General features: G+C 75.5%; 23 protein-coding genes and 3 pseudogenes. 16 read left to right on the top strand and 10 right to left on the bottom strand.

Going from position 1 to position 18,812, the window contains the following annotated elements:
* The gene (locus JKP75_RS01550; protein WP_200489453.1) at window positions 1–504 is read right to left on the bottom strand and encodes an FBP domain-containing protein; all 504 of its coding nucleotides are present in this window, start codon (window positions 502–504) and stop codon (window positions 1–3) included.
* An 85-nt stretch (window positions 505–589) separates the two neighbouring features.
* Window positions 590–1,147: a peptide deformylase gene (gene def / locus JKP75_RS01545; RefSeq protein WP_200489454.1), complete on the bottom strand. Its 558-nt coding sequence runs from the start codon at window positions 1,145–1,147 to the stop codon at window positions 590–592.
* Window positions 1,148–1,305: 158 nt separating this feature from the next.
* Between def and JKP75_RS01540 the strand changes: the two genes are divergently transcribed.
* From JKP75_RS01540 to JKP75_RS01530, 3 genes are read left to right on the top strand one after another with little or no spacing between them, the layout of a single operon-like run.
* The gene (locus tag JKP75_RS01540; RefSeq protein WP_200489455.1) at window positions 1,306–1,974 is read left to right on the top strand and encodes a 1-acyl-sn-glycerol-3-phosphate acyltransferase; all 669 of its coding nucleotides are present in this window, start codon (window positions 1,306–1,308) and stop codon (window positions 1,972–1,974) included.
* A 44-nt stretch (window positions 1,975–2,018) separates the two neighbouring features.
* Entirely contained in the window at window positions 2,019–2,654 is a 636-nt protein-coding gene (locus tag JKP75_RS01535) for an MSMEG_1061 family FMN-dependent PPOX-type flavoprotein (RefSeq protein ID WP_200489456.1), read from the top strand.
* A gap of 37 nt (window positions 2,655–2,691) precedes the next feature.
* Window positions 2,692–3,117: a VOC family protein gene (locus JKP75_RS01530; protein ID WP_200489457.1), complete on the top strand. Its 426-nt coding sequence runs from the start codon at window positions 2,692–2,694 to the stop codon at window positions 3,115–3,117.
* Between the two features lie 3 nt (window positions 3,118–3,120).
* Here the strand turns inward: JKP75_RS01530 and JKP75_RS01525 are convergent, their stop codons facing one another.
* The gene (locus tag JKP75_RS01525) at window positions 3,121–3,318 is read right to left on the bottom strand and encodes a hypothetical protein (protein ID WP_200489458.1); all 198 of its coding nucleotides are present in this window, start codon (window positions 3,316–3,318) and stop codon (window positions 3,121–3,123) included.
* A 331-nt stretch (window positions 3,319–3,649) separates the two neighbouring features.
* Here JKP75_RS01525 and JKP75_RS01520 point away from each other — a divergent pair, with 331 nt between their 5' ends.
* Window positions 3,650–4,033, top strand: coding sequence for a type II toxin-antitoxin system PemK/MazF family toxin (locus tag JKP75_RS01520; protein WP_309229415.1), 384 nt, complete (start codon window positions 3,650–3,652; stop codon window positions 4,031–4,033).
* 7 nt (window positions 4,034–4,040) lie between these two features.
* Here the strand turns inward: JKP75_RS01520 and JKP75_RS01515 are convergent, their stop codons facing one another.
* Window positions 4,041–4,256: a hypothetical protein gene (locus tag JKP75_RS01515; protein WP_309229414.1), complete on the bottom strand. Its 216-nt coding sequence runs from the start codon at window positions 4,254–4,256 to the stop codon at window positions 4,041–4,043.
* Between the two features lie 160 nt (window positions 4,257–4,416).
* Between JKP75_RS01515 and cobT the strand changes: the two genes are divergently transcribed.
* The 3 genes and pseudogenes from cobT to JKP75_RS22335 all read left to right on the top strand — a co-directional run bounded on the left by cobT (window position 4,417) and on the right by JKP75_RS22335 (window position 6,747).
* On the top strand, window positions 4,417–5,508 hold the full coding sequence (cobT, locus tag JKP75_RS01510) for a nicotinate-nucleotide--dimethylbenzimidazole phosphoribosyltransferase (RefSeq protein WP_242472904.1): 1,092 nt from the start codon (window positions 4,417–4,419) through the stop codon (window positions 5,506–5,508).
* Window positions 5,508–6,512 (top strand): annotated as a pseudogene (gene cobA, locus JKP75_RS01505) (uroporphyrinogen-III C-methyltransferase); the annotation flags it as partial. The gene cobT and the pseudogene cobA, both read left to right, overlap by 1 nt.
* A gap of 112 nt (window positions 6,513–6,624) precedes the next feature.
* Complete coding sequence (locus tag JKP75_RS22335; RefSeq protein WP_255523232.1) at window positions 6,625–6,747, top strand: hypothetical protein; 123 nt, start codon at window positions 6,625–6,627, stop codon at window positions 6,745–6,747.
* Between the two features lie 5 nt (window positions 6,748–6,752).
* Here JKP75_RS22335 and JKP75_RS01500 read toward each other — a convergent pair whose 3' ends face one another.
* The 4 genes from JKP75_RS01500 to JKP75_RS01485 form a co-directional block, all read right to left on the bottom strand.
* Window positions 6,753–7,394, bottom strand: coding sequence for a class F sortase (locus tag JKP75_RS01500; RefSeq protein WP_200489461.1), 642 nt, complete (start codon window positions 7,392–7,394; stop codon window positions 6,753–6,755).
* A complete protein-coding gene (locus JKP75_RS01495) occupies window positions 7,372–8,262 on the bottom strand; it encodes a hypothetical protein (RefSeq protein WP_200489462.1) in 891 nt (296 codons plus the stop codon). Before JKP75_RS01495 ends, JKP75_RS01500 begins: the two co-directional genes overlap by 23 nt.
* Before the next feature lie 218 nt (window positions 8,263–8,480).
* Complete coding sequence (gene ygiD / locus JKP75_RS01490) at window positions 8,481–9,332, bottom strand: 4,5-DOPA dioxygenase extradiol (protein WP_200489463.1); 852 nt, start codon at window positions 9,330–9,332, stop codon at window positions 8,481–8,483.
* 75 nt (window positions 9,333–9,407) lie between these two features.
* On the bottom strand, window positions 9,408–10,541 hold the full coding sequence (locus JKP75_RS01485; protein WP_200489464.1) for a CdaR family transcriptional regulator: 1,134 nt from the start codon (window positions 10,539–10,541) through the stop codon (window positions 9,408–9,410).
* 75 nt (window positions 10,542–10,616) lie between these two features.
* Between JKP75_RS01485 and JKP75_RS01480 the strand changes: the two genes are divergently transcribed.
* The 9 genes and pseudogenes from JKP75_RS01480 (at window position 10,617) to JKP75_RS01450 (ending at window position 17,737) form a co-directional block, all read left to right on the top strand.
* The gene (locus JKP75_RS01480; RefSeq protein ID WP_200492705.1) at window positions 10,617–11,921 is read left to right on the top strand and encodes an alkyl sulfatase dimerization domain-containing protein; all 1,305 of its coding nucleotides are present in this window, start codon (window positions 10,617–10,619) and stop codon (window positions 11,919–11,921) included.
* Window positions 11,918–12,277: a DUF202 domain-containing protein gene (locus JKP75_RS01475; protein WP_200489466.1), complete on the top strand. Its 360-nt coding sequence runs from the start codon at window positions 11,918–11,920 to the stop codon at window positions 12,275–12,277. The genes JKP75_RS01480 and JKP75_RS01475 overlap by 4 nt, the downstream gene beginning before the upstream one ends.
* A complete protein-coding gene (locus tag JKP75_RS01470; RefSeq protein ID WP_200489467.1) occupies window positions 12,277–12,597 on the top strand; it encodes a DUF202 domain-containing protein in 321 nt (106 codons plus the stop codon). The genes JKP75_RS01475 and JKP75_RS01470 overlap by 1 nt, the downstream gene beginning before the upstream one ends.
* Window positions 12,598–12,628: 31 nt before the next feature.
* The gene (locus JKP75_RS01465; protein WP_200489468.1) at window positions 12,629–13,792 is read left to right on the top strand and encodes an acyl-CoA dehydrogenase family protein; all 1,164 of its coding nucleotides are present in this window, start codon (window positions 12,629–12,631) and stop codon (window positions 13,790–13,792) included.
* A 312-nt stretch (window positions 13,793–14,104) separates the two neighbouring features.
* Window positions 14,105–15,259, top strand: a complete 1,155-nt coding sequence (locus JKP75_RS20055) for an AMP-binding protein (protein WP_375539224.1) — start codon at window positions 14,105–14,107, stop codon at window positions 15,257–15,259.
* Window positions 15,147–15,446: pseudogene (locus JKP75_RS20050) on the top strand (AMP-binding protein); the annotation flags it as partial. The gene JKP75_RS20055 and the pseudogene JKP75_RS20050, both read left to right, overlap by 113 nt.
* 211 nt (window positions 15,447–15,657) lie before the next feature.
* Complete coding sequence (locus JKP75_RS20045; protein ID WP_242471408.1) at window positions 15,658–16,056, top strand: hypothetical protein; 399 nt, start codon at window positions 15,658–15,660, stop codon at window positions 16,054–16,056.
* 153 nt (window positions 16,057–16,209) lie between these two features.
* Window positions 16,210–16,710 (top strand): phage holin family protein, encoded by a 501-nt coding sequence (locus tag JKP75_RS01455; protein ID WP_200492704.1) that lies wholly within the window; start codon window positions 16,210–16,212, stop codon window positions 16,708–16,710.
* A gap of 7 nt (window positions 16,711–16,717) precedes the next feature.
* The gene (locus JKP75_RS01450) at window positions 16,718–17,737 is read left to right on the top strand and encodes an alpha/beta hydrolase (protein ID WP_309229413.1); all 1,020 of its coding nucleotides are present in this window, start codon (window positions 16,718–16,720) and stop codon (window positions 17,735–17,737) included.
* Here JKP75_RS01450 and JKP75_RS20040 read toward each other — a convergent pair.
* Together JKP75_RS20040 and JKP75_RS20035 are read right to left on the bottom strand one after the other, a co-directional pair.
* Window positions 17,650–18,033, bottom strand: a complete 384-nt coding sequence (locus JKP75_RS20040; RefSeq protein ID WP_375539230.1) for a trypsin-like peptidase domain-containing protein — start codon at window positions 18,031–18,033, stop codon at window positions 17,650–17,652. The two genes, JKP75_RS01450 and JKP75_RS20040, sit on opposite strands and share 88 nt — an antisense overlap.
* Window positions 18,034–18,127: 94 nt before the next feature.
* Window positions 18,128–18,796: pseudogene (locus JKP75_RS20035) on the bottom strand (CvpA family protein); the annotation flags it as partial.
* Between the last annotated feature and the right edge of the window lie 16 nt (window positions 18,797–18,812).

Raw genomic sequence — 18,812 nt, 5'->3', positions numbered from 1 at the left:
TCAGCGGCGGACGGCGTCGACGAAGCCCCGCACCCGGTCGCGCAGCTCGGCGGCGCGCTCGGCGACCACCTCGGCCGGGTCGCGCTCCTGCAACCACGGCGGGATCTCCGTGCGGACGCGGTCCGCGCAGCCCAGGTCGGCGCAGATGTAGGTGCCGATCGTGTTGCCGTTGCGCCCGGCCGCCCCGGTCCGCTTCGCCGTGAACAGCGAGACGGCGTCCCCGCTCTGCGCCGTCTGGCAGAGCAGGCACATGGCCGTGGTCCGCGCCGACATCCGGGACTCCGCGGCGCGCACCGCGATGCCGACCGGCCGGACCCCGGAGGCGTCCCCGGTCTCGACGACGAGGTAGCCGCGCAGCGGCGCCTTCGGGTCCCGCCAGCCGAGCAGCTCGAGGGCGCCCCAGTCGAGCTCCGCGAAGTCCTTCGGCAGGGCCAGGCCCCTGGCCTCGCCCTGGGAGCAGTTGACGAACGAGCGGCGGACCTGCTGCTCGGTGAGGGCGTGCACGATCGATCTCCTCGGCTGGTGGGAACGCTCATCGTGCGGGACGACGGCAGTTCCCTCACCCGGTTTTCCGGCCCGGGAGGGCCCGTCAGGCGGGCAGGTCCCCGTTCGGGCCGGCGGCCTCGGCGAGCAGCCGTTCCCGGTCCGCCTCGGGCAGCCGGTCCACGTACACCGTGCCGTCGAGGTGGTCGACCTCGTGCTGGAGGCACCGGGCGGCCATGCCGGTGGCCTCGATCCGCACCGGGTCGCCGTGCACGTCGACGCCGTCGACGCGGGCGCGGAAGGCGCGCGGCAGCTCGGCATAGGGGCCGGGCACCGACAGGCAGCCCTCCTCGGTGACCTCCTCGGCCGGCTCGCCCTCCTGCGGGTCGAGGATCGTCAGCACCGGGTTCACCACGTACCCGACGACGTCGTCACCGACGGCGTCGGGGCAGTCGATGACGAAGATGCGGGCGTCCACACCGATCTGGTTGGCGGCCAGGCCCACGCCGTCCGCGGCCTCCATCGAGGCGAACATGTCGAGCACCAGGTGCCGCAGGTCCCGGTCGAAGGCGGTCACCGGCGCGCAGGAGCGGTGCAGCACGGGGTCGGTGCCGTAGGTGACGATGGGCCGGGCGACGCCGTCGTAACGGCCGGGCAGACGCATGACGCCGACTCTATTGACCGCCCGGACCGGAGCACCCCCGCGCTCCGGCCGCGGGGAGCCTGCGCGGGGCGCCCGGGGCCGTCGGGGAGGATGCGGACGCCGTACGAGCCGACGGTCCCCCGCCGCCGGCCGGGGGCGGGCCGAGGAGGGAGCACCCGGTGTTCTACGTCGTCGCCCGCTTCGTCATCCGCCCGCTGCTGTGGGTCCTGCTCCGGCCGCGCGTGACCGGCCGGGAGAACGTGCCGCGCACCGGCCCGGTCATCCTGGCCAGCAACCACCTGTCCTTCATCGACAGCATCGTGATCCCGACCGTGGCCCCCCGCCGGGTCGCCCTGCTGGCCAAGGCCGAGTACTTCACCGGCACCGGGATCTCCGGCTGGTTCACCCGCGTCCTGTTCACCGCGCTCGGCGCGCACCCCGTCGAGCGGGAGACCCACCGCGCCGCCCAGGCCGCGCTGGACACCGCACTCGGCCTGCTGCACCGGGGTGAGGCGTTCGGCCTCTACCCGGAGGGCACCCGCTCGCGCGACGGCCGGCTGGCCCGCGGCAAGACCGGGGTCGCCTGGCTCGCCCTGACCGCCGACTGCCCCGTCGTCCCCATCGCCGTGCACGGCACGGACCGGGTGCAGCCGATCGGCGCCCGCTGGCCGCGCCCGCGGCGGGTGTCGGTCACCTTCGGGGCGCCGCTCACCTTCCCGGAGCACCGGGGGCTGGCCGGCAAGGGGAAGGCCCGGCGCGAGGTCACCGACCTGATCATGGAGCAGATCGCCGCCCTCTCCGGCCAGGAGAAGGACGGCTGGGGCGCGCCGACGGGACCCGCCGCCTGAACGGACCGCCAGGGGGTGACGCACCCGCCGGTTACCGTCGTCTCGTGGCTCCCGTTCCCGCCCCGGTCCCCCCGCCCGCAGCGCCCGCCGACCGCGAGGTCCTCGAGGGCTACCGCGCGCCGGGCGGGCTCGTGCTGGACAAGGTGATCGACCACCTCGACCCGCACTGCCGCGAGTTCATCGCGCACTCCCCCTTCGCCACGCTCGCCACCGCCGATCCCGAGGGCTGGCCGGAGATCTCCCCGCGCGGTGGCGACCGCGGGTTCGTGCACGTGCTCGACGAGCACCGGCTGGCGCTGCCCGACCGCCCCGGGAACAACCGGGTGGACAGCCTGAAGAACCTCGCGGTCAACCCGCGGGCGGCGCTGATGTTCTTCGTCCCCGGCGTGGACCAGACGCTGCGCGTCTACGGGACGACGGCGCTGCTGCGCCCCGAGGAGCTCGACGTCGACCTCACCGAGTTCGGCCGCGCGCCCCTGTCGGTGCTGGTCATGACGGTCCGCCGGGCCTTCTTCCAGTGCCCGAAGTCGGTCATGCGCTCGGGGTTGTGGGACCCCGAGCAGCGGGTGGCCCCGGCGACGCTGACCCCGTTCGGCCGGGTCATCAAGGACCACTGCGCGCTCGAGGCGGACCTGCCCGACGACGCCACCATCTGGGCCGACCTGCGCCAGGAGCTGTAGCGCCCGTTCTGTCGGTGGGCTGCCCTAGCGTCCCGGCATGGCATTCGATGTGCAGGTCGTCGTCGACTCCACCGCACCGCACGAGCTCGCCGACTGGTGGGCCGAGGCGCTGGGCTGGCAGGTGGAACCGCAGGACGAGGCGTTCATCACCCGCATGGTGCAGGCCGGGGCCGCGACCGAGGCGGACACGATGCGGCACCGCGGTGCGCTGGTGTGGGCCGTGGGCGCAGCCATCACCTCGCCCGACCCGGGCCGGCCGCGGGTGCTGTTCCAACGGGTCTCCGAGGCCAAGACGGTCAAGAACCGGCTGCACCTCGACGTCCGCGTCGGGCCGGAGCAGCGGGAGGCCGAGATCACCCGGCTGGTCGGGCTCGGGGCGACCGAGCTCTGGCGGGGGGCGCAGGGGCCGATCGCATGGGCGACGCTGGCCGATCCGCAGGGCAACGAGTTCTGCGTGACCTGAGGGTCAGTCCTCGGTCTGGTCCCGGGCGAGCCGGCGGTCGGCGACGGCGCGCTCGGCGAGCACGCGGGCCCGCTGCAGCTTGCGCCTGCGGCGGCTGTCCCGGTAGCGCGCGTCCTCGACCAGCTGGAGGGCGGCCAGGACGCTCGCCTGCACCTCACCGGTCCGGGGACCGGCCGGGGGGACCGGCTCTGCCGACGTCATGGGAACCCCTCATCTCCCGGGGGCGAGCCACGAACGCGCGTGCTCCGGCCGACCCCGTGCGGCGAGTGTTTCCCACCGATCGTGTTCCCTAACCACTCCGTCACCAGATGATTTCCATGTGTCACACGGGACACAGGGGGCGCCGCCCGGGAGCCGCGGCCGTAGCGTGCCGGGCATGGCAGCAGAGCGCGGGCTCCGGAGAGCGGCCCGGTCGATCCTGGGGCTCCTCCGCCCGTCCCACCCGGCCGGAGCAGGCCCGTCCCGCCCGGCCGGAGCAGGCCCGTCCCGCCCGGCCGGAGCAGGCCGGACCGCGCCGCCGCCCAGGCCAGCGGTGCCGGACGTCGAGTACCGGCCGCACGCCGACGACGCGGCGGACCCGGGCGAGATCGTCTGGGCGTGGGTCCCCTACGACGAGGACGACGGGCGCGGCAAGGACCGGCCGGTGCTGGTCATCGGGCGGCGCGGCCCGATGCTGCTCGGCCTCATGCTCAGCAGCCAGGACCACGACCGCGACGCCGCCGACGAGGCCCGCCACGGCCGGATCTGGACCGACATCGGCACCGGCTCGTGGGACGCCCGCCGCCGCCCCAGCGAGGTGCGCCTGGACCGGCTGCTGGAGCTGGCGCCCGGCGATGTGCGGCGCGAGGGCGCCGCGCTGGACCGCGCCCGCTTCGACCGCGTCGTCGCCGAGGCCCGGCGCGTCCAGGGCTGGTGAGCCCGACTCAGTCGGGGACGGCGTCGTCCGGCACGGGGCGCTGCGTACGCGGCCGCACGGTGTAGACGCCGGCGCCGTCGGCGAGGGTCTGCAGGTCGTAGCGGTGCACGACCTTGGGGCCGCCGTGCAGGTGCACGTGCGTGACCGTGGGCAGCGGATCGCCGTGGCAGGCCTTGCGGATCTCCACGCGGCCGTCCAGCGGGCCGCCGACGTACAGCAGCACGGCGTCGTCGTCGGCCGGTTCGGCCCCGGTTCCAGCGTCCTCGGACAGGTCAGCGCTCCCTCGCTCGTTCCGCGACCAGCAAGGGTAGGCGCGCCCCGCGGTCCGGGGGCGGCGTCCGCGCTGCGATCCTTGACCCACAAGCCCCTGCCGAGGAGTTCCGCTGAACACCGACCCGACGCCCTTCGCCGGCACGCTGCTGGGCGACACCATCGCCGCGGTCACCCCGCGGGACGCGGCCGCCGAGCGGGCCGCCCGCGAGCGGCTCGACCGCATGACCAAGCCGCCGGGCTCGCTCGGCGTCCTGGAGGACGTGGCCGCGCAGCTGGCCGGCATCGCGGGCACCTGCCCGGCGCCGCTGCCCGAGCCCGCCGCCGTCGCGGTCTTCGCCGGCGACCACGGGGTGCACGCCCAGGGCGTGACGCCCTGGCCGCAGGAGGTCACCGCGCAGATGGTGGCGAACTTCGTCGCCGGCGGCGCCGTGGTGAACGCCTTCGCCGCGGGCCTCGGCGCGGAGGTCCTCGTGGTCGACGTCGGCGTCGCCGTCCCGCTGGAGCCCGCGCCGTCGCTGCTCGACCGGAAGGTCCGCCCCGGCACCGCCGACCTCGCCCTCGGCCCGGCGATGACCGTCGACGAGGCGCGCCGGGCCGTCGAGGCGGGCATCGAGGTGGCGACGACGCTGGCCGCGCGCAGCGGCTGCCTGGTCACCGGCGACATGGGGATCACCAACACCACCGCCTCGGCGGCGCTCATCTGCGCGTTCACCGGCGCCACCCCGGCCGCGGCGACCGGCCGCGGCACCGGCATCGACGACCCGACGCTGGCCCGCAAGGTCGAGGTCGTGAGCCGTGCGGTGGCCCGCATCCCCTCGCGGCCGACGACGCCCGAGGCCGCGCTCGCCGTCCTCGCCGAGCTCGGCGGTCTGGAGCACGCCGGCCTGGCCGGGTTCGTGCTCGGTGCCGCCGCCACGCGGGTGCCGGTGCTCCTCGACGGCGCGATCGCGGGGTCCGCGGCCCTGGTGGCCGCGGCGCTGTGCCCCACCGCGGTGGAGTTCGCGCTGGCCGGGCACAGCTCGGTCGAGCCGGGCCACGCGGTCGCCCTGGAGGCGCTGGGCCTCCGGCCGCTGCTGGGTCTGGACCTGCGCCTCGGCGAGGGCACCGGCGCGCTGCTGGCGCTCCCGCTGGTGACCAGCGCCGCCCGCGCGCTGCGGGACGTCGCCACCTTCGACTCCGCCGGCGTCACCGAGAAGGCCTGATGGTCTCCCCCGTCTACCCGGTCGGCCTGCGCCTGCGGGACCGGGCCGTCGTCGTCGTGGGCGGCGGGCAGGTGGCGCACCGGCGGGTCGCCGGGCTGCTCGAGGCCCAGGCCCGGGTGACGGTGGTCAGCCCGGAGGTCACCCCGGCCATCGAGGCGCTCGTCGCCCCCGGCTCGCTCACCTGGGTGCGCCGGCCCTACGCACCCGGCGACCTCGCCGGCGCCTGGTACGCGGTGGCCGCGACCGACGACGCGGAGGTGAACGCGGCCGTCGCCGCCGAGGCCGAGAGCGCGCGGATCTTCTGCGCCCGCGCCGACGACCGGACCGCCTCCAGCGTCTGGACGCCGGCCACCGGGCGGCACGGCGACCTCGTCGTCGGCGTCCACGGCGGCGGGGACCCGCAGCGGGCCGTCGCGGTGCGGGACGCCGTCCTCACCGGGCTGACCGACGGCACGATCGCCGACCGCACCTCCCGCCCGGTCGCCGCCGGCCGCGCGGGCGGGGTCGTGCTGGTGGGCGGCGGCCCCGGCGACCCGGCGCTGATCACCGTCCGCGGGCGGCAGGCGGTGGCGCAGGCCGACGTCGTCGTCGCCGACCACCTGGCGCCGCTGTCGCTGCTCGCCTCCCTGCCCCCGGACGTCGAGGTCATCGACGCCTCGAAGCTGCCGCGGGGCCGGTCGATGGCGCAGGAGCAGATCAACGAGCTGCTGGTGGACAGGGCGCTGGCCGGCAAGCGGGTCGTGCGGCTCAAGGGCGGCGACCCGTTCGTCTTCGGCCGCGGCATGGAGGAGGTCGAGGCGTGCCTGGCGGCCGGGGTGCCGGTCGAGGTGGTCCCCGGCGTCACCAGCGCGATCTCCGTGCCCGCGCTGGCCGGGATCCCGGTCACCCACCGCGGGCTGACCCACGAGTTCGTGGTCGTCTCCGGCCACCTGCCCCCGGGCCACCCGAACTCGCTGGTCGAGTGGCCGGCCATCGCCCGGCTGCGCGGCACCGTCGTCGTGCTCATGGGCGTCGACACCGCGCCGGCGATCGCGGCCGCGCTGGTCGAGCACGGGCCGCGACCCGTCGACCCCGGTCGCGATCGTCAGCGACGGCTCGACGCCCACGCAGCGCACGGTGCGCACCACGCTGGGCGGGCTGCCCGGGACCCTCGCGACCGCCGACATCCGGCCGCCCTCGGTGTGGGTGGTCGGGCCGGTGGTCTCACTGGCCCCCGGGGACGACGCGGCCGGCGGCTGACCCGCTCAGCGGACGACGGTCGCGAAGACCACCGTGTTGTCCGTGCTCGCGCCGGCGTCCTCGACGAACTCGCCGCCGCAGGTCACCAGCGCGACGTCGGCGCCGGCCGGGTGGGCGTTGAGCGTGTCGGACAGCGCGGACGTCGCCTTGTCCAGCCCGGTCACCGGCTCGCCCAGGACCTGCAGCCGCAGCACCGCGCCGGCGCCGTCCCGCAGGGTGACCTCGTCGCCGGGGGCCAGCGTGTGCAGCCGGTCGAACACCGCTCCGCCACCGGCCTGCTGGTGGCCGAGGATGACCGCCATCTGCCCGGAGCCCGGCAGCGGCCCGTCGGACCACCACGAGGTCGTCCGCATCGACTCCGGGACGCCGTACCCGTCGACCGGCTGCCCGGTGAACGGGTTCTCGTAGCGGACCGTCCCGCGCGACTCCACGGGGCTGTCCACGCCGATCGCCGGGATGCTCAGCGCCGCGGGCTGGATGGGCCCGGTCGCCAGCACCTCCCCGGGAGCCGCCGCCGCGGGGGCCGGCTGCGGAGCGTCGTCCGCACCCGGCCGCCCGGCGACGAGCAGCAGCATCCCGAGACCGGCCGCCAGCACCACCAGGAAGGCGCCGGCGGCGCGCAGGTCAGCCGCGCGAGCGAACCGCACGGCCCCGCATCCCGTATCCGGCCGCGCCCGCCCCGGCCAGGAGGACCAGCCCCCCGGCGACGGCGGTCAGCGGCACCGACGTGTCGTCGGCCCGCGGCGCGTCGGCGCCGGTCGGCGCGTAGCCGAGGTAGGCCACCGGCTGCGCGGTGGGCGCCGCGGCCACGGGGGCCGGGGTCGCCGCCGGCGGCTGCTGGGTCGGGCTCGCGACCGGCGCAGCGGGCTGCGGGGTGCCGGTGTCGCCCGGGGCGGGCAGGGCCGGGAGGCAGCCGGCCAGCGCCTCGCCGAGCGCCAGCAGGCCGTCGACCAGGGTGGGCAGCTCGGGCGACTCCTCGGCGGGCGCTCCCTCCTCGGGCGCTTCCTCCTCGGATGCCGTCGCCGGCGCGGTGGTGGTGGTCGCCGCGGGCGCCGTCCCCTCCTCCTCGGTCGTGCCACCGGCCGCCAGGGGGGCGGGGACACCGCCACCCAGCCCACCGGTCAGGCCGCCGAGCAGCTCGTCGAGCAGGTCCTCCAGCACGGTGAGGTCGCCGGGCGTGGGCAACCCGCCGCCGCCCAGGAGGGCGAGCAGGTCGGCCAGGACGTCGGCCAGCTCGAGCGGGAGCGCGACCAGGCCGTTCAGGATCAGCTCGAGGGCGTCAGCGACGCCGTCCACGCAGTTCTCCGGCAGCATCGCGGCGTCGGCCAGCTGCTGGAAGGCGTCGCGGATCTCCGGGGGCACCGCGAACTCCGGCAGGCCGGGGACGCTCTGCGCCGACGGCGCTCCCCCGGCCAGCTGGTCGAGGAAGCCCGTCACCTCCGCCACCGGGTCGGGATCGGCCGCGGCGGCGGTCCCGGGGACGGCGACCAGGGCGGCGGCGAGGCCGGCGGCCACGAGGGCACGTCGCCCGGACGGAGAGGAGGAACGGCGCAGAGACAAGTGTGACCCCCGGTAACGACAAGTTGGTGAGCGCCCTCACTGTCCGGAGACGCCTGGATACCTGCCAGCCGGCGCCGGGACTTTTACCTGTGACGCGCGTGTGCCGTCACGATCCGCGACCAGAACGGGACGGACCGTTCCCACTCTTCTCGCCGCAGGCCGCTGACCTGCGGCTAGATGTTGGCGCCGTCGGTCGGCGGGTCCTGCGGCAGCGCGGCGGCGACGCCCGAGCCGGTGGTCTCCGGCGGCGCCATGCCGACCGTGTAGGCGGTCATCGACAGCGAGCCGTAGGCGTAGCCGTCGACCAGCACCTCCGCCGCGTCGCCGGTCGCGCCGGCCAAACCGGCGAGGTAGAGCAGCGGGAGGAAGTGGTCCGGCGTCGGGACGGCGAGGTCGAAGTCGCGGTGCCCGTCGAGCCGCGCGACGTCGGTCGGCGCGGTGAGCATCTGCTCCTTGGCCCGCTCGTCGAAGCGCTGGGCCCAGTCGAACCCGGCGTCGGGCATGGCCCGGCTGACCCCGCCCAGGTTGTGCACGACGTTGCCGCTGCCGATCACCAGCACGCCGCGGCGGCGCAGCGGCGCCAGCGCCGCCCCGAGCTGCAGGTGGTAGTCGAAGGACTTGAGCGCGTTGATCGACAGCTGGACGACCGGGATGTCGGCGTCCGGGAAGGCGTGCAGCAGCACCGACCAGGTGCCGTGGTCGATCCCCCAGCTGTCGACGTCGGCGCCGACCCAGGTGGGGTGCACGACGTCGGCGATCTCGTCGTGGAGATCGGGCAGCCCCGGCGGCTCGTACCGGACGTCGAACAGCTCCCGCGGGAAGCCGTAGAAGTCGTGGATCGTGCGCGGCCGCGGCATGGCGGTCACGGCAGTGGCCTGGATGTACCAGTGGGCGGAGACGACCAGGATCGCCCGCGGGCGTGGCACGGAGCGGCCGAAGGCCCGCCAGGCGTCGGTGTAGCGGTTCCTCTCCAGCGCGTTCATCGGATTGCCGTGCCCGAAGAACGCGGCGGGCAGCACCGTCATGCGACTTCTCCCCGGTCGACGCCGGGTGCGATCATGCACCCGGTCGGCACCCGGCCGCGAGGCCTCCGGCCGCGGTCAGGCCGGCGCCCGGCGCAGCGCGAGCGCCGCGCCGAACAGCTGGATGCCGCGCGCCGACCGGGGATCCACGCCGGTGAGCTCGGCGATCCGCTCCAGCCGGTTGTCGACGGTGTTCGCGTGCACGCCCAGGGCCCGCGCCGTGCCGCGGCGGTCCAGGTCGGCGCCGAGCCATGCGGTCAGCGTGGGCAGCAGGTCGGGGTGCGCGACCAGCGGGTCGAGCACCGCGGCCACCTCGGCGGCACCGTCGCCGGGCTGCGCCAGGTGGTAGTCGAGCAGCACGTCGGCGAGCCGGTGCAGGCCGGGCGTCCCGGCCACCGCCGCGATGCGACCGGCCCGCCGGGCGGCCGCCGGGACGTCCGCCGGCGTCGCGGCCGGCGCCACCCCCACGACCGGGACCCCCTCCCCCGGCGCCGCCGCCCGCACCAGGTCCGCGAGGGGGAACGACGGGGGCAGGAGCACGTGCCCGCCGAGGTCGTCGCGCAGGCTCAGCGCCCGGCCCTCCGCCCGGGCCGCGGTGCGGGCCAGCACCCACCGCAGCGCGACCCGCGGGTCGCCGTCCCCGGGCGCGCGCACCCGGAGCACGAGGTAGCCGCTCTCCAGCGGCAGGCCGTAGCGCGCGGCGACGTCCTCCGGCCGCTCGCCGCGCAGCAGGGCCCAGGTCAGCTCGCGGACGGCGACGTGCTGGTCGGCCCCGCCGGCCAGGTACGCCTCGGTCACCCGGGTGACCGCCGAGCCCACCGCGCGCAGCTGCTCGCGGACCAGGTGCAGCACGGCGGCCGCCTCGTCCGGCCGGGACTCGGCCGCGAGCGCGTCGACGACCACCTCGGCACCGACGTGGTAGGTCTGCACCAGCGCCGCGAGCGGGATGCCCTCCTCCGCCCGCTGCACGGCCCGTTCCCGGGACAGCGCGGAGCCGGCGCCGGGCAGCCCCTGCGCGTGCCGGAGGAACGCCCGGATCGACGCGCGCGCGGTGCCGGCGACCTCGACGTCCTGGATCTCGCCGGGCAGCCGGTCGAACCCCGGCACCTCGGCGCGGATCCGTTCGACGACCCGCCGGGCCAGCTCCGGCACCCGCGGGACGAGCCGCGCCGCCAGCGCGGCGGCCTGCTCCGGCACGTCGGGCTGTGACATCTCACAACGATAGCGGCGTCGACCTGGCGCGCCCGCTCCTTGCCCGCCCCGCGCGCAGCCGCCACGGTGGACGGCATGACGCGCTCCCTCATCGACTACGCCGACGACGTCTGGAACGGGGCGGCGGACGACAACATCGCCCAGAGCGGATCGGCCGGCAGCGGCGTCCTCGACGTCGCCGACGGCGTCGGGTTCCACCCCGGCTTCGGCAACGTCATCACCTTCAAGGCCGGCGGCGAGGTGCTGCTGTTCGACAGCGGCAACCCGATGGGCGCGGCCGCGCTGCACACCGCGATCCGCACCTGGAGCCCCGACCCGGTCAGCACCGTCGTCTTCTCCCACGGGCACATCGACCACGTCTTCGGCGTCGGGCCGTTCGACGCCGAGCCCGGCCCGCGGCCCACCGTCGTCGCCCAGGAGCTCATCGGCGCGCGCTTCGACCGCTACGTCCTCACCAACGGCTACAACGCCGTCATCAACCAGCGCCAGTTCCAGGCCCCCAACCTGACCTGGCCCACCGAGTACCGCCGTCCTGACGTCACCTACCGGGACGCCATGACGCTGACCCGCGGCGGCCTGACGATGGAGCTGTTCCACGTCCAGGGCGAGACCGACGACGCCACCGTCGCCTGGCTGCCCGAGCAGAAGATCCTCTGCCCCGGCGACATGTTCATCTGGGTGACGCCGAACTGCGGCAACCCGCAGAAGGTGCAGCGCTACCCGCGCGAGTGGGCGATCGCCATGCGCCGGATGGCGGCCCTGGGCGCGGAGACCATGCTGCCCTCGCACGGGGCCCCGGTCTTCGGTGCCGACCGGATCCGCCAGGCGCTCACCGAGACCGCCGAGTGGCTGGAGAGCCTGGTCGAGCAGACGCTGGACGGGATGAACGCCGGTGCCCGGCTCGACGAACTGGTGCACGCCGTCCGGGCCCCCGCGCACCTGGCCGACCGGCCCTACCTGCGCGCCCGGTACGACGAGCCCGAGTTCATCGTGCGCAACCTCTGGCGGCGCTACGCCGGCTGGTACGACGGCAACCCGGCCAACCTCAAGCCGGCCCCCGACGCCCAGCTCGCCGCCGCGGTGGCCGAGCTCGCCGGCGGCTCCACCGCACTGGCCGACGTCGCCCGCCGCTACGCCGACGCCGGGGAGCTGCGCCTGGCCGCGCACTTCGCCGAGCTCGCCGTGCAGGCCGACGCCGCCGACGCGACGGCGCACGCCGCTCGCGCCGAGGTGTACGAGGCGCGGGCGAAGGCCGAGGAGTCGCTGATGGCGCGCGGCATCTTCACCTGGGCCGCCGCCGAGTCCCGTAAGGTCACCGGCGGGGCCGGGCAGCAGGCGGGGCCCTCGGCCCGGCTGCTCGCCGGCCCGCGGGACCAGTGACGCGCTGGCCCCGCCGCGTCTACCGGGAGGGCGTCGAGCCCGACCCGCGGTTCACCTTCGCCAACGAGCGCACCTTCCTCGCCTGGCTGCGGACGGCGCTGGCGCTCGTGGTGGCCGGCGTGGCCGTCGACGTCCTCGCCGAGCAGGCCGACGGCGACGCGGACGGCTACCGGCCGCTCGCCGTCGCCCTCATCGTGCTCGGGATGGCCGCCAGCGGGACCGCCTTCGTCCGCTGGATGGCCAACGAACGGGCCATGCGCCGGCAGGAGCCGCTGCCCGGCCTGGGGGTCGGGACCGTCCTGGCCGGGGGCGTCGCGGTGATCGCCCTCGGCCTGGTCCTCGTCCTGCTCCTCTGATGCCTCCCTGGGATCCCGGCCTGCAGCTCGAGCGGACGACCCTGGCCTGGCGGCGGACCGTGCTCTCCGGGTACGGCGCCGCGCTGCTGATCGGCCGGTTGCTGCTCGACCGCTCCCCGGCCACCGCGATCACCCTCGCGGCGGTCGCCACGGCGCTCGTGGCGGTCATCGGCGCCCGTGCGGCGCTGCGGCACCGCACCGCGGAGGACCGGCTGCGGCGCGACGAGGTGCTGCCCGACGCCCGGCTGTTCGCGGTCGTGACCGCGCTGATCCTGCTCGTGGGCGTGATGGCGCTGTCCACCGTCGTCCTCGGCCCCTGACGCCGGTGCCGGGACCTGGTAGGACGGCGGGATGAGCAGCGACGCACAGCTCCGCGACGAGGTCCGCGCCTGGCTGGCCGCGCACTGGGACCCCGCCGCCGACCGGGCCGCGTGGACCGCCGCCGTCGTCGACGCCGGGTACGCGGTGCCGCGCTGGCCGCGCGCGGCGTTCGGCCGGGAGCTGGACGAGGCGCAGGCGCGGATCGTCGAGGCGGAGTTCGCCCGGGCCGGCGCCCCCGGCAGCGGGCAGGACCGGACCAACCTGTGGGCGGGCACCCTGCTGACCTTCGGCACCGACGAGCTGCGCGCCCGGCTGCTGCGCCCCCTGCTGGAGAACCGGGTGCGGATGTGCCTGCTCTACAGCGAGCCGGGCGCGGGCTCCGACCTCGCCGGCGTGCGCACCAGCGCGGTGCGCGACGGCGAGGAGTACGTCGTCGACGGCCAGAAGGTGTGGACGTCGAACGCCGCCGGCGCCGACTACGGGATGCTGCTGGCCCGCACCGACCCGGCCGTGCCCAAGCACCGCGGCCTGAGCTTCTTCTTCCTCCCGATGGACCAGCCCGGTGTCGAGGTCCGGCCGCTGCGGCAGATCACCGGCGAGGCGCACTTCAACGAGGTCTTCCTGACCGGCGCGCGGGTGCCGGCCGCCAACCTGCTGGGCGGGCCCGGGCAGGGCTGGCGGGTGCTGCTCACCGCGCTGGCCTTCGAGCGGGTCGCGCTGGGCTCCACCAACCTGGGGGCGATGACGCGCGCGAACGGGCGCGCGGAGGCCGACCTGCCCGAGCTGGCGAAGCGCCACGGCCGGGCCGGCGACGTGCTGCTCCGCCGCGACATCGCGCGCGTGTTCGCCCTGCGCTCGGTCAACCGCTGGACCAACCAGCGGGCGCTGGCCCAGGCCGAGCAGGGCGGCTCCTCCCCGCTGGCGTCGCTGGGCAAGCTGGCGATGTCGCGGATCGTGCACGAGACCGGCCGCGTGCAGTCAGCGATCGTCGGGGCGCAGGCGCTGCTCGAGGGCCCGGAGCACCCCGACGGCGACGACGCCAACTTCGCCTCGATGAACGCCTACTTCACCTCGATCGGCGGCGGCACCGACCAGATCCAGCGGAACATCATCGGCGAGCGGCTGCTCGGCCTGCCGCGCGAACCCGAGGTGGACCGCGACGTCCCGTTCCAGGACGTGCCGCGCTCCTCCTGACCACCCCCTCCCGGGACTTTCTGTACCGAAAGTCCCCCTCCCATCGGGACTTTCGGTACCGAAAGTCCCCATCCCGTCGGGACTTTCGGTACCGAAAGCCCCTCCCGGGGTCGGCAGCCGGATCAGCGGCGCCGGTCAGGCGCTCGAGGAGGGCGTCCTGCTCCGGCGTGCGCACCCGGCCGCTCTGACCGGCCGCCGCACGGATCCCGCCGCCCGCCGTCCCGGGGCAGACGGGCGGGCACGGGAGGCCATACGGTGACCTGAGCCACGCTGCGCCGCCGATCCGGGCGGCGCCGGACACGGAGGTAGGGCATGAGCGAGACGACCCCGACCGGCAGCCGCACCTTCCCGCCGCCCGAGGCGATCGCCGCCCGGGCCAACGTCGGTCCCGAGGTCTACGAGCGGGCGGCGGCCGACCGGCTGAGCTTCTGGGCCGAGCAGGCGGGCCGGCTGTCCTGGGAGCGGCCGTGGGACGAGGTGCTCGACTGGAGCAACCCGCCGTTCGCCAAGTGGTTCGTCGGCGGGAAGCTCAACGTCGCCTACAACTGCGTGGACCGGCACGTCGAGGCCGGCCACGGCGAGCAGGTCGCCTACCACTGGGAGGGCGAACCCGGCGACACCCGGACGATCACCTACGCCCAGCTCAAGGACGAGGTCAGCCGCGCGGCGAACGCGCTGGTCGAGCTCGGCGTGCAGGCCGGGGACCGGGTCGCGATCTACCTGCCGATGATCCCCGAGGCGGTCATCTCGATGCTGGCCTGCGCCCGGATCGGCGCCGTCCACATGGTGGTCTTCGGCGGCTTCTCCGCCGACGCCCTGGCCAGCCGCATCGACGACGCCGGCGCCGTCCTCGTCATCACCGCCGACGGCGGGTACCGCCGCGGCGCGCCCAGCGCGCTCAAGCCCGCGGTCGACGACGCGGTGGGCCGCTCCCCCGGCGTCCGCAACGTGCTCGTCGTGAAGCGCACCGAGCAGGACGTGGAGTGGACCGAGGGCCGCGACCTGTGGTGGCACGACGTGGTGGGCCGGCAGTCGACCGAGCACACCTGCGAGTTCTTCGACGCCGAGCACCCGCTCTACATCATGTACACGTCCGGGACGACGGCGAAGCCCAAGGGCATCCTGCACACCTCCGGCGGCTACCTGACCCAGGTGAGCTTCACCCACTGGGCGAGCTTCGACCTCAAGCCGGACGAGGACGTCTTCTGGACGGCGGCCGACGTCGGCTGGGTGACCGGCCACAGCTACATCGTCTACGGCCCGCTCTCCCAACCGGGCGACGTCGGTGATGTACGAGGGCACCCCGGAGACCCCGCACCGCGGCCGCTGGTTCGAGCTGATCCAGAAGTACGGCGTGACCATCCTCTACACCGCCCCGACGGTGATCCGGACCTTCATGAAGTGGGGCGCGGAGATCCCGGCCGGCTTCGACCTGTCCAGCCTGCGGGTGCTGGGCTCGGTGGGTGAGCCGATCAACCCCGAGGCCTGGCTCTGGTACCACGAGCACATCGGCGGCGGCCGCTGCCCGATCGTCGACACCTGGTGGCAGACCGAGACCGGCGGCCACATGATCAACCCGCTGCCGGGCGTCACGTCGCTGGTCCCGGGCTCGGCGCAGGTGCCCTTCCCCGGCATCGCGGCGAAGGTGGTCGACGACGAGGGCAACGAGCTGGCCGACGACTCGACCGGCCTGCTCGTGCTCACCGAGCCGTGGCCGTCGATGCTGCGCACCATCTGGGGCGACGACGACCGCTACGTGGACACCTACTGCGTCGCGGTTCGGGAAGAACGTCTACTTCGCCGGCGACGGCGCCAAGAAGGACGCCGACGGCAACATCTGGCTGCTCGGCCGGGTGGACGACGTGATGAACGTGTCGGGGCACCGGATCTCCACGACGGAGGTGGAGTCCTCGCTGGTCGGGCACCCCGCGGTCGCCGAGGCGGCGGTCGTCGGCGCCACCGACCCGACCACCGGCCAGGGCATCGTGGCGTTCGTGATCCTCCGCGAGAGCGGGGTGGACTCCGGCGACGAGCTGGTGCAGACGCTGCGCACGCACGTCGGCAAGGACATCGGGCCGATCGCCAAGCCGCGCCAGATCATGGTCGTGCAGGAGCTGCCCAAGACGCGGTCGGGCAAGATCATGCGGCGGCTGCTCCGCGACATCGCCGAGAACCGCGAGCTCGGCGACGTCACCACGCTCACCGACTCGTCGGTGATGAACCTGATCAAGGAGAAGCTGCCCGCCGCCCCCGCGGAGGACTGACCCGCCGGCTCCCCCCGAGGGCAGAAATGGCCATGTCTGCCCTCGGGGGGTGACCCGTCGGGGGACGCGAGGGCGCGCCCCGGTCCGCCGTGGGGCACCATTCCCCTGGTCAGGAACGCTGATCCGCACGACCCGACGAAGGAGGAGCCACCCGTGGCCCACAGTGTGTCGCCGACCCCGCTCGGGACGACCGCCGGAGCCGAGGAGCCCTCGGTCGGGGCCCTCGTCCAGAGCGCGATGGCCGACATGTCCACCCTGGTCCGCGCCGAGATCGAGCTGGCCAAGGCCGAGGTCGGCAAGTCCGCGAAGAAGGCCGGCATCGGTGGTGGCCTGTTCGGCGCCGCCGCGGTGGTCGCGGGCTTCTCGATGTTCTTCGTCTTCATCGCGCTGGCCGAGGGGCTGACCGCGATCGGCCTCCCCCGGTGGCTGTCCTACCTGCTGGTGTGGGTCTTCCTGCTGCTGCTGGCCGGGCTCCTCGCGCTGGTGGGCAAGCGCCTGATCTCCAAGATCGAGAAGCCCGAGCGCACGCTGGAGACCCTCTCCGACCTGCCGGACGTGCTGCACCGCGAGGCTCCTGGCCAGCGGCACCGGGCCGTGCCCGAGGTGAGCGGCGGCAAGGTCGCGCTGCGCGGCAACGAGTCCTACAAGCTCTGAGCCGGCGGTGACCGTCCCGCCGGACGGGCAGCCGGACGCGACCAGCGTCCTGCTGCCGGGGCCGTGGACCCACCGGGACGTCTCGGCCAACGGCATCTCGCTGCACACCGCCGAGGCGGGCGAGGGTCCGCTGGTGCTGCTCCTGCACGGCTTCCCGCAGTTCTGGTGGGCCTGGCGGGCCCAGCTCACCGCCCTGTCCGCGGCGGGTTTCCGCGTGGTCGCGCCCGACCTGCGCGGCTACGGCGCGAGCGACAAGCCGCCGCGCGGCTACGACCTGCCCACCGCGGCGGCCGACGTCGCCGCGCTGGTGCGCGCCCTGGGCGAGCGGGACGCCGTGCTGGTCGGGCACGACTGGGGTGCCCTGGTCGCCTGGACGACGGCCGCGCTGCACCCGCGCAGCGTCCGCCGCCTCGTCGTCCTGTCCATGGCGCATCCGCGCCGGCTGCGCGCCGGGATGGCCGACGCCGCGCAACGGCGGGCGTTCCGCTACTTCCTGGGCGCCCAGCTCCCGCGGCTGCCCGAGCGCCGGCTGACCCGTGCCGACGACGACCCGGTGGCCGAGCTGCTGCGCGACTGGTCGGGCCCGGCGTGGACGCAGGCGCCCGGCTTCGCCGAGGCCGTCGACCGGTACCGCTCCGCCGCCCGCATCCCGCAGGCCGCCTACGGCTCGATGGAGTACTTCCGCTGGGCGGGCCGCTCGCAGCTGCGGCCCGACGGCCTGCGGTACGCCCGGCGGATGGCCGCGCCGATCTCCGCGCCGACGCTGCAGCTGCACGGCGAGCTCGACGGGTGCGTGCTGCCGGCCACCGCGGCGGGCTCGGGCCGCTACGTCGCCGGTGCCTACGAGTGGCGCGCGAGCTGCCCGGTCGGGGGCACTTCCTCCCCGAGGAGGCCCCCGACGAGATCAGCGCGGCCATCGCCGACTGGGCCCGCTGAGGCTCACTCGCAGGGGCCGGTCCCGACGGTCGCGCGGGCGGTCGTGCCGGCCAGTGCAGCGTCCTCGACCTCGGCGCCGGTGAGCGCGTAGCCGGTGTCCGGGTCGTCGATCGCCGAGGCGAAGACCACGCCGAGCACCTGGCCGTCGGGCGCGAGCAGCGGGCCGCCGGAGTTGCCGGCCCGCACGGTGCCGAACAGCGCGTACACGTCGCGGACGACGGTGCGGCTGCCCCGGAAGTCCGGCCCGCTGATGTCGCCCTGGTCGCGGATCCGCGCGGCACCGACGAAGAAGTCCCCGCCCCCGGGGTAGCCCATGATGATCGCGTCGTCCCCGGCCGCGGCCGGCGCCGTGGTGAGCGTCAGCGGCACCTGCGGCAGGCCCGGCACGAGCAGGACGGCGACGTCGATCGCCTCGTCCAACGTACACCGGCGTCGCGTCGTACTCCTCGCCCTCGGCCTCGACGGTGGGCTCGGTGACCCCGGCGAGCACGTGCGCGTTGGTCATGACCCGCTCCGGCGCGTAGACGAAGCCGGAGCCGTCGATCTGCCGCGAGCAGGACGGCGCGATCCCGGTGATCTTGACGACCGAGCCGCGCACGGAGGTGACGACCTGGCTGCCCTCGAGCGCGGGGTCCGGCGCCGGCACGTCGCGGACCCGTGTCGGGGTGAGCGGGTCGAGCACGTCGGGCAGCCCCCGCCGGTCGATGGCCTCGCGGAGGCTGTCGTAGACCGACCGGACGCCGGAGGGCACGGTGCTGTCGACGGCCTGCACCAGCGCCGACTGCCGCACCTGCGCGGCCACCTGCGGGAACGGCGAGCTGGCCAGCGGCGAGGCGACCATCCAGGCGACCAGCAGGACGGCGGCCGCGGAGACGACGGCACCGGCGACCGAGTCCAGCATCTTCGCCGGCTCCCAGGTCACCGTGCGCCGGACCGCCCGGCCGATCGCCCCGGCCAGGATCTGCCCGAGCAGCGCCCCGGCGAGGACGACGACGAGCGCGGCGAACACCCGGGTGACGCTGGAGCCGTCGATCCGCTCGGCGACCGGCCCGGACAGCTGGGCGCCGAGCACCGCGCCGCCCAGGAAACCGGCGATCGAGGTGGCCGACACGAGCAGCCCCTGCCGGAACCCGGACAGCGCGAAGGCCATCGCCAGCACGATCAGC

Source organism: Blastococcus sp. TML/M2B (genome assembly GCF_016612865.1).
Lineage (GTDB): Bacteria > Actinomycetota > Actinomycetes > Mycobacteriales > Geodermatophilaceae > Blastococcus.
The sequence above is the reverse complement of the archived record's forward strand: the minus strand, read 5'-3'. Positions and strand labels throughout refer to the sequence as shown.

Coding starts and splice junctions, on each gene's coding strand:
- JKP75_RS20045 (WP_242471408.1), top strand. CDS start 15,658: ATGAACGTGTCGGGGCACCGGATCTCCACGACGGAGGTGGAGTCCTCG.
- JKP75_RS01485 (WP_200489464.1), bottom strand. CDS start 10,541: ATGTCACAGCCCGACGTGCCGGAGCAGGCCGCCGCGCTGGCGGCGCGG.
- JKP75_RS01465 (WP_200489468.1), top strand. CDS start 12,629: ATGAGCAGCGACGCACAGCTCCGCGACGAGGTCCGCGCCTGGCTGGCC.
- JKP75_RS01530 (WP_200489457.1), top strand. CDS start 2,692: ATGGCATTCGATGTGCAGGTCGTCGTCGACTCCACCGCACCGCACGAG.
- JKP75_RS01470 (WP_200489467.1), top strand. CDS start 12,277: ATGCCTCCCTGGGATCCCGGCCTGCAGCTCGAGCGGACGACCCTGGCC.
- JKP75_RS01525 (WP_200489458.1), bottom strand. CDS start 3,318: ATGACGTCGGCAGAGCCGGTCCCCCCGGCCGGTCCCCGGACCGGTGAG.
- JKP75_RS20055 (WP_375539224.1), top strand. CDS start 14,105: ATGAGCGAGACGACCCCGACCGGCAGCCGCACCTTCCCGCCGCCCGAG.
- JKP75_RS01480 (WP_200492705.1), top strand. CDS start 10,617: ATGACGCGCTCCCTCATCGACTACGCCGACGACGTCTGGAACGGGGCG.
- def (WP_200489454.1), bottom strand. CDS start 1,147: ATGCGTCTGCCCGGCCGTTACGACGGCGTCGCCCGGCCCATCGTCACC.
- ygiD (WP_200489463.1), bottom strand. CDS start 9,332: ATGACGGTGCTGCCCGCCGCGTTCTTCGGGCACGGCAATCCGATGAAC.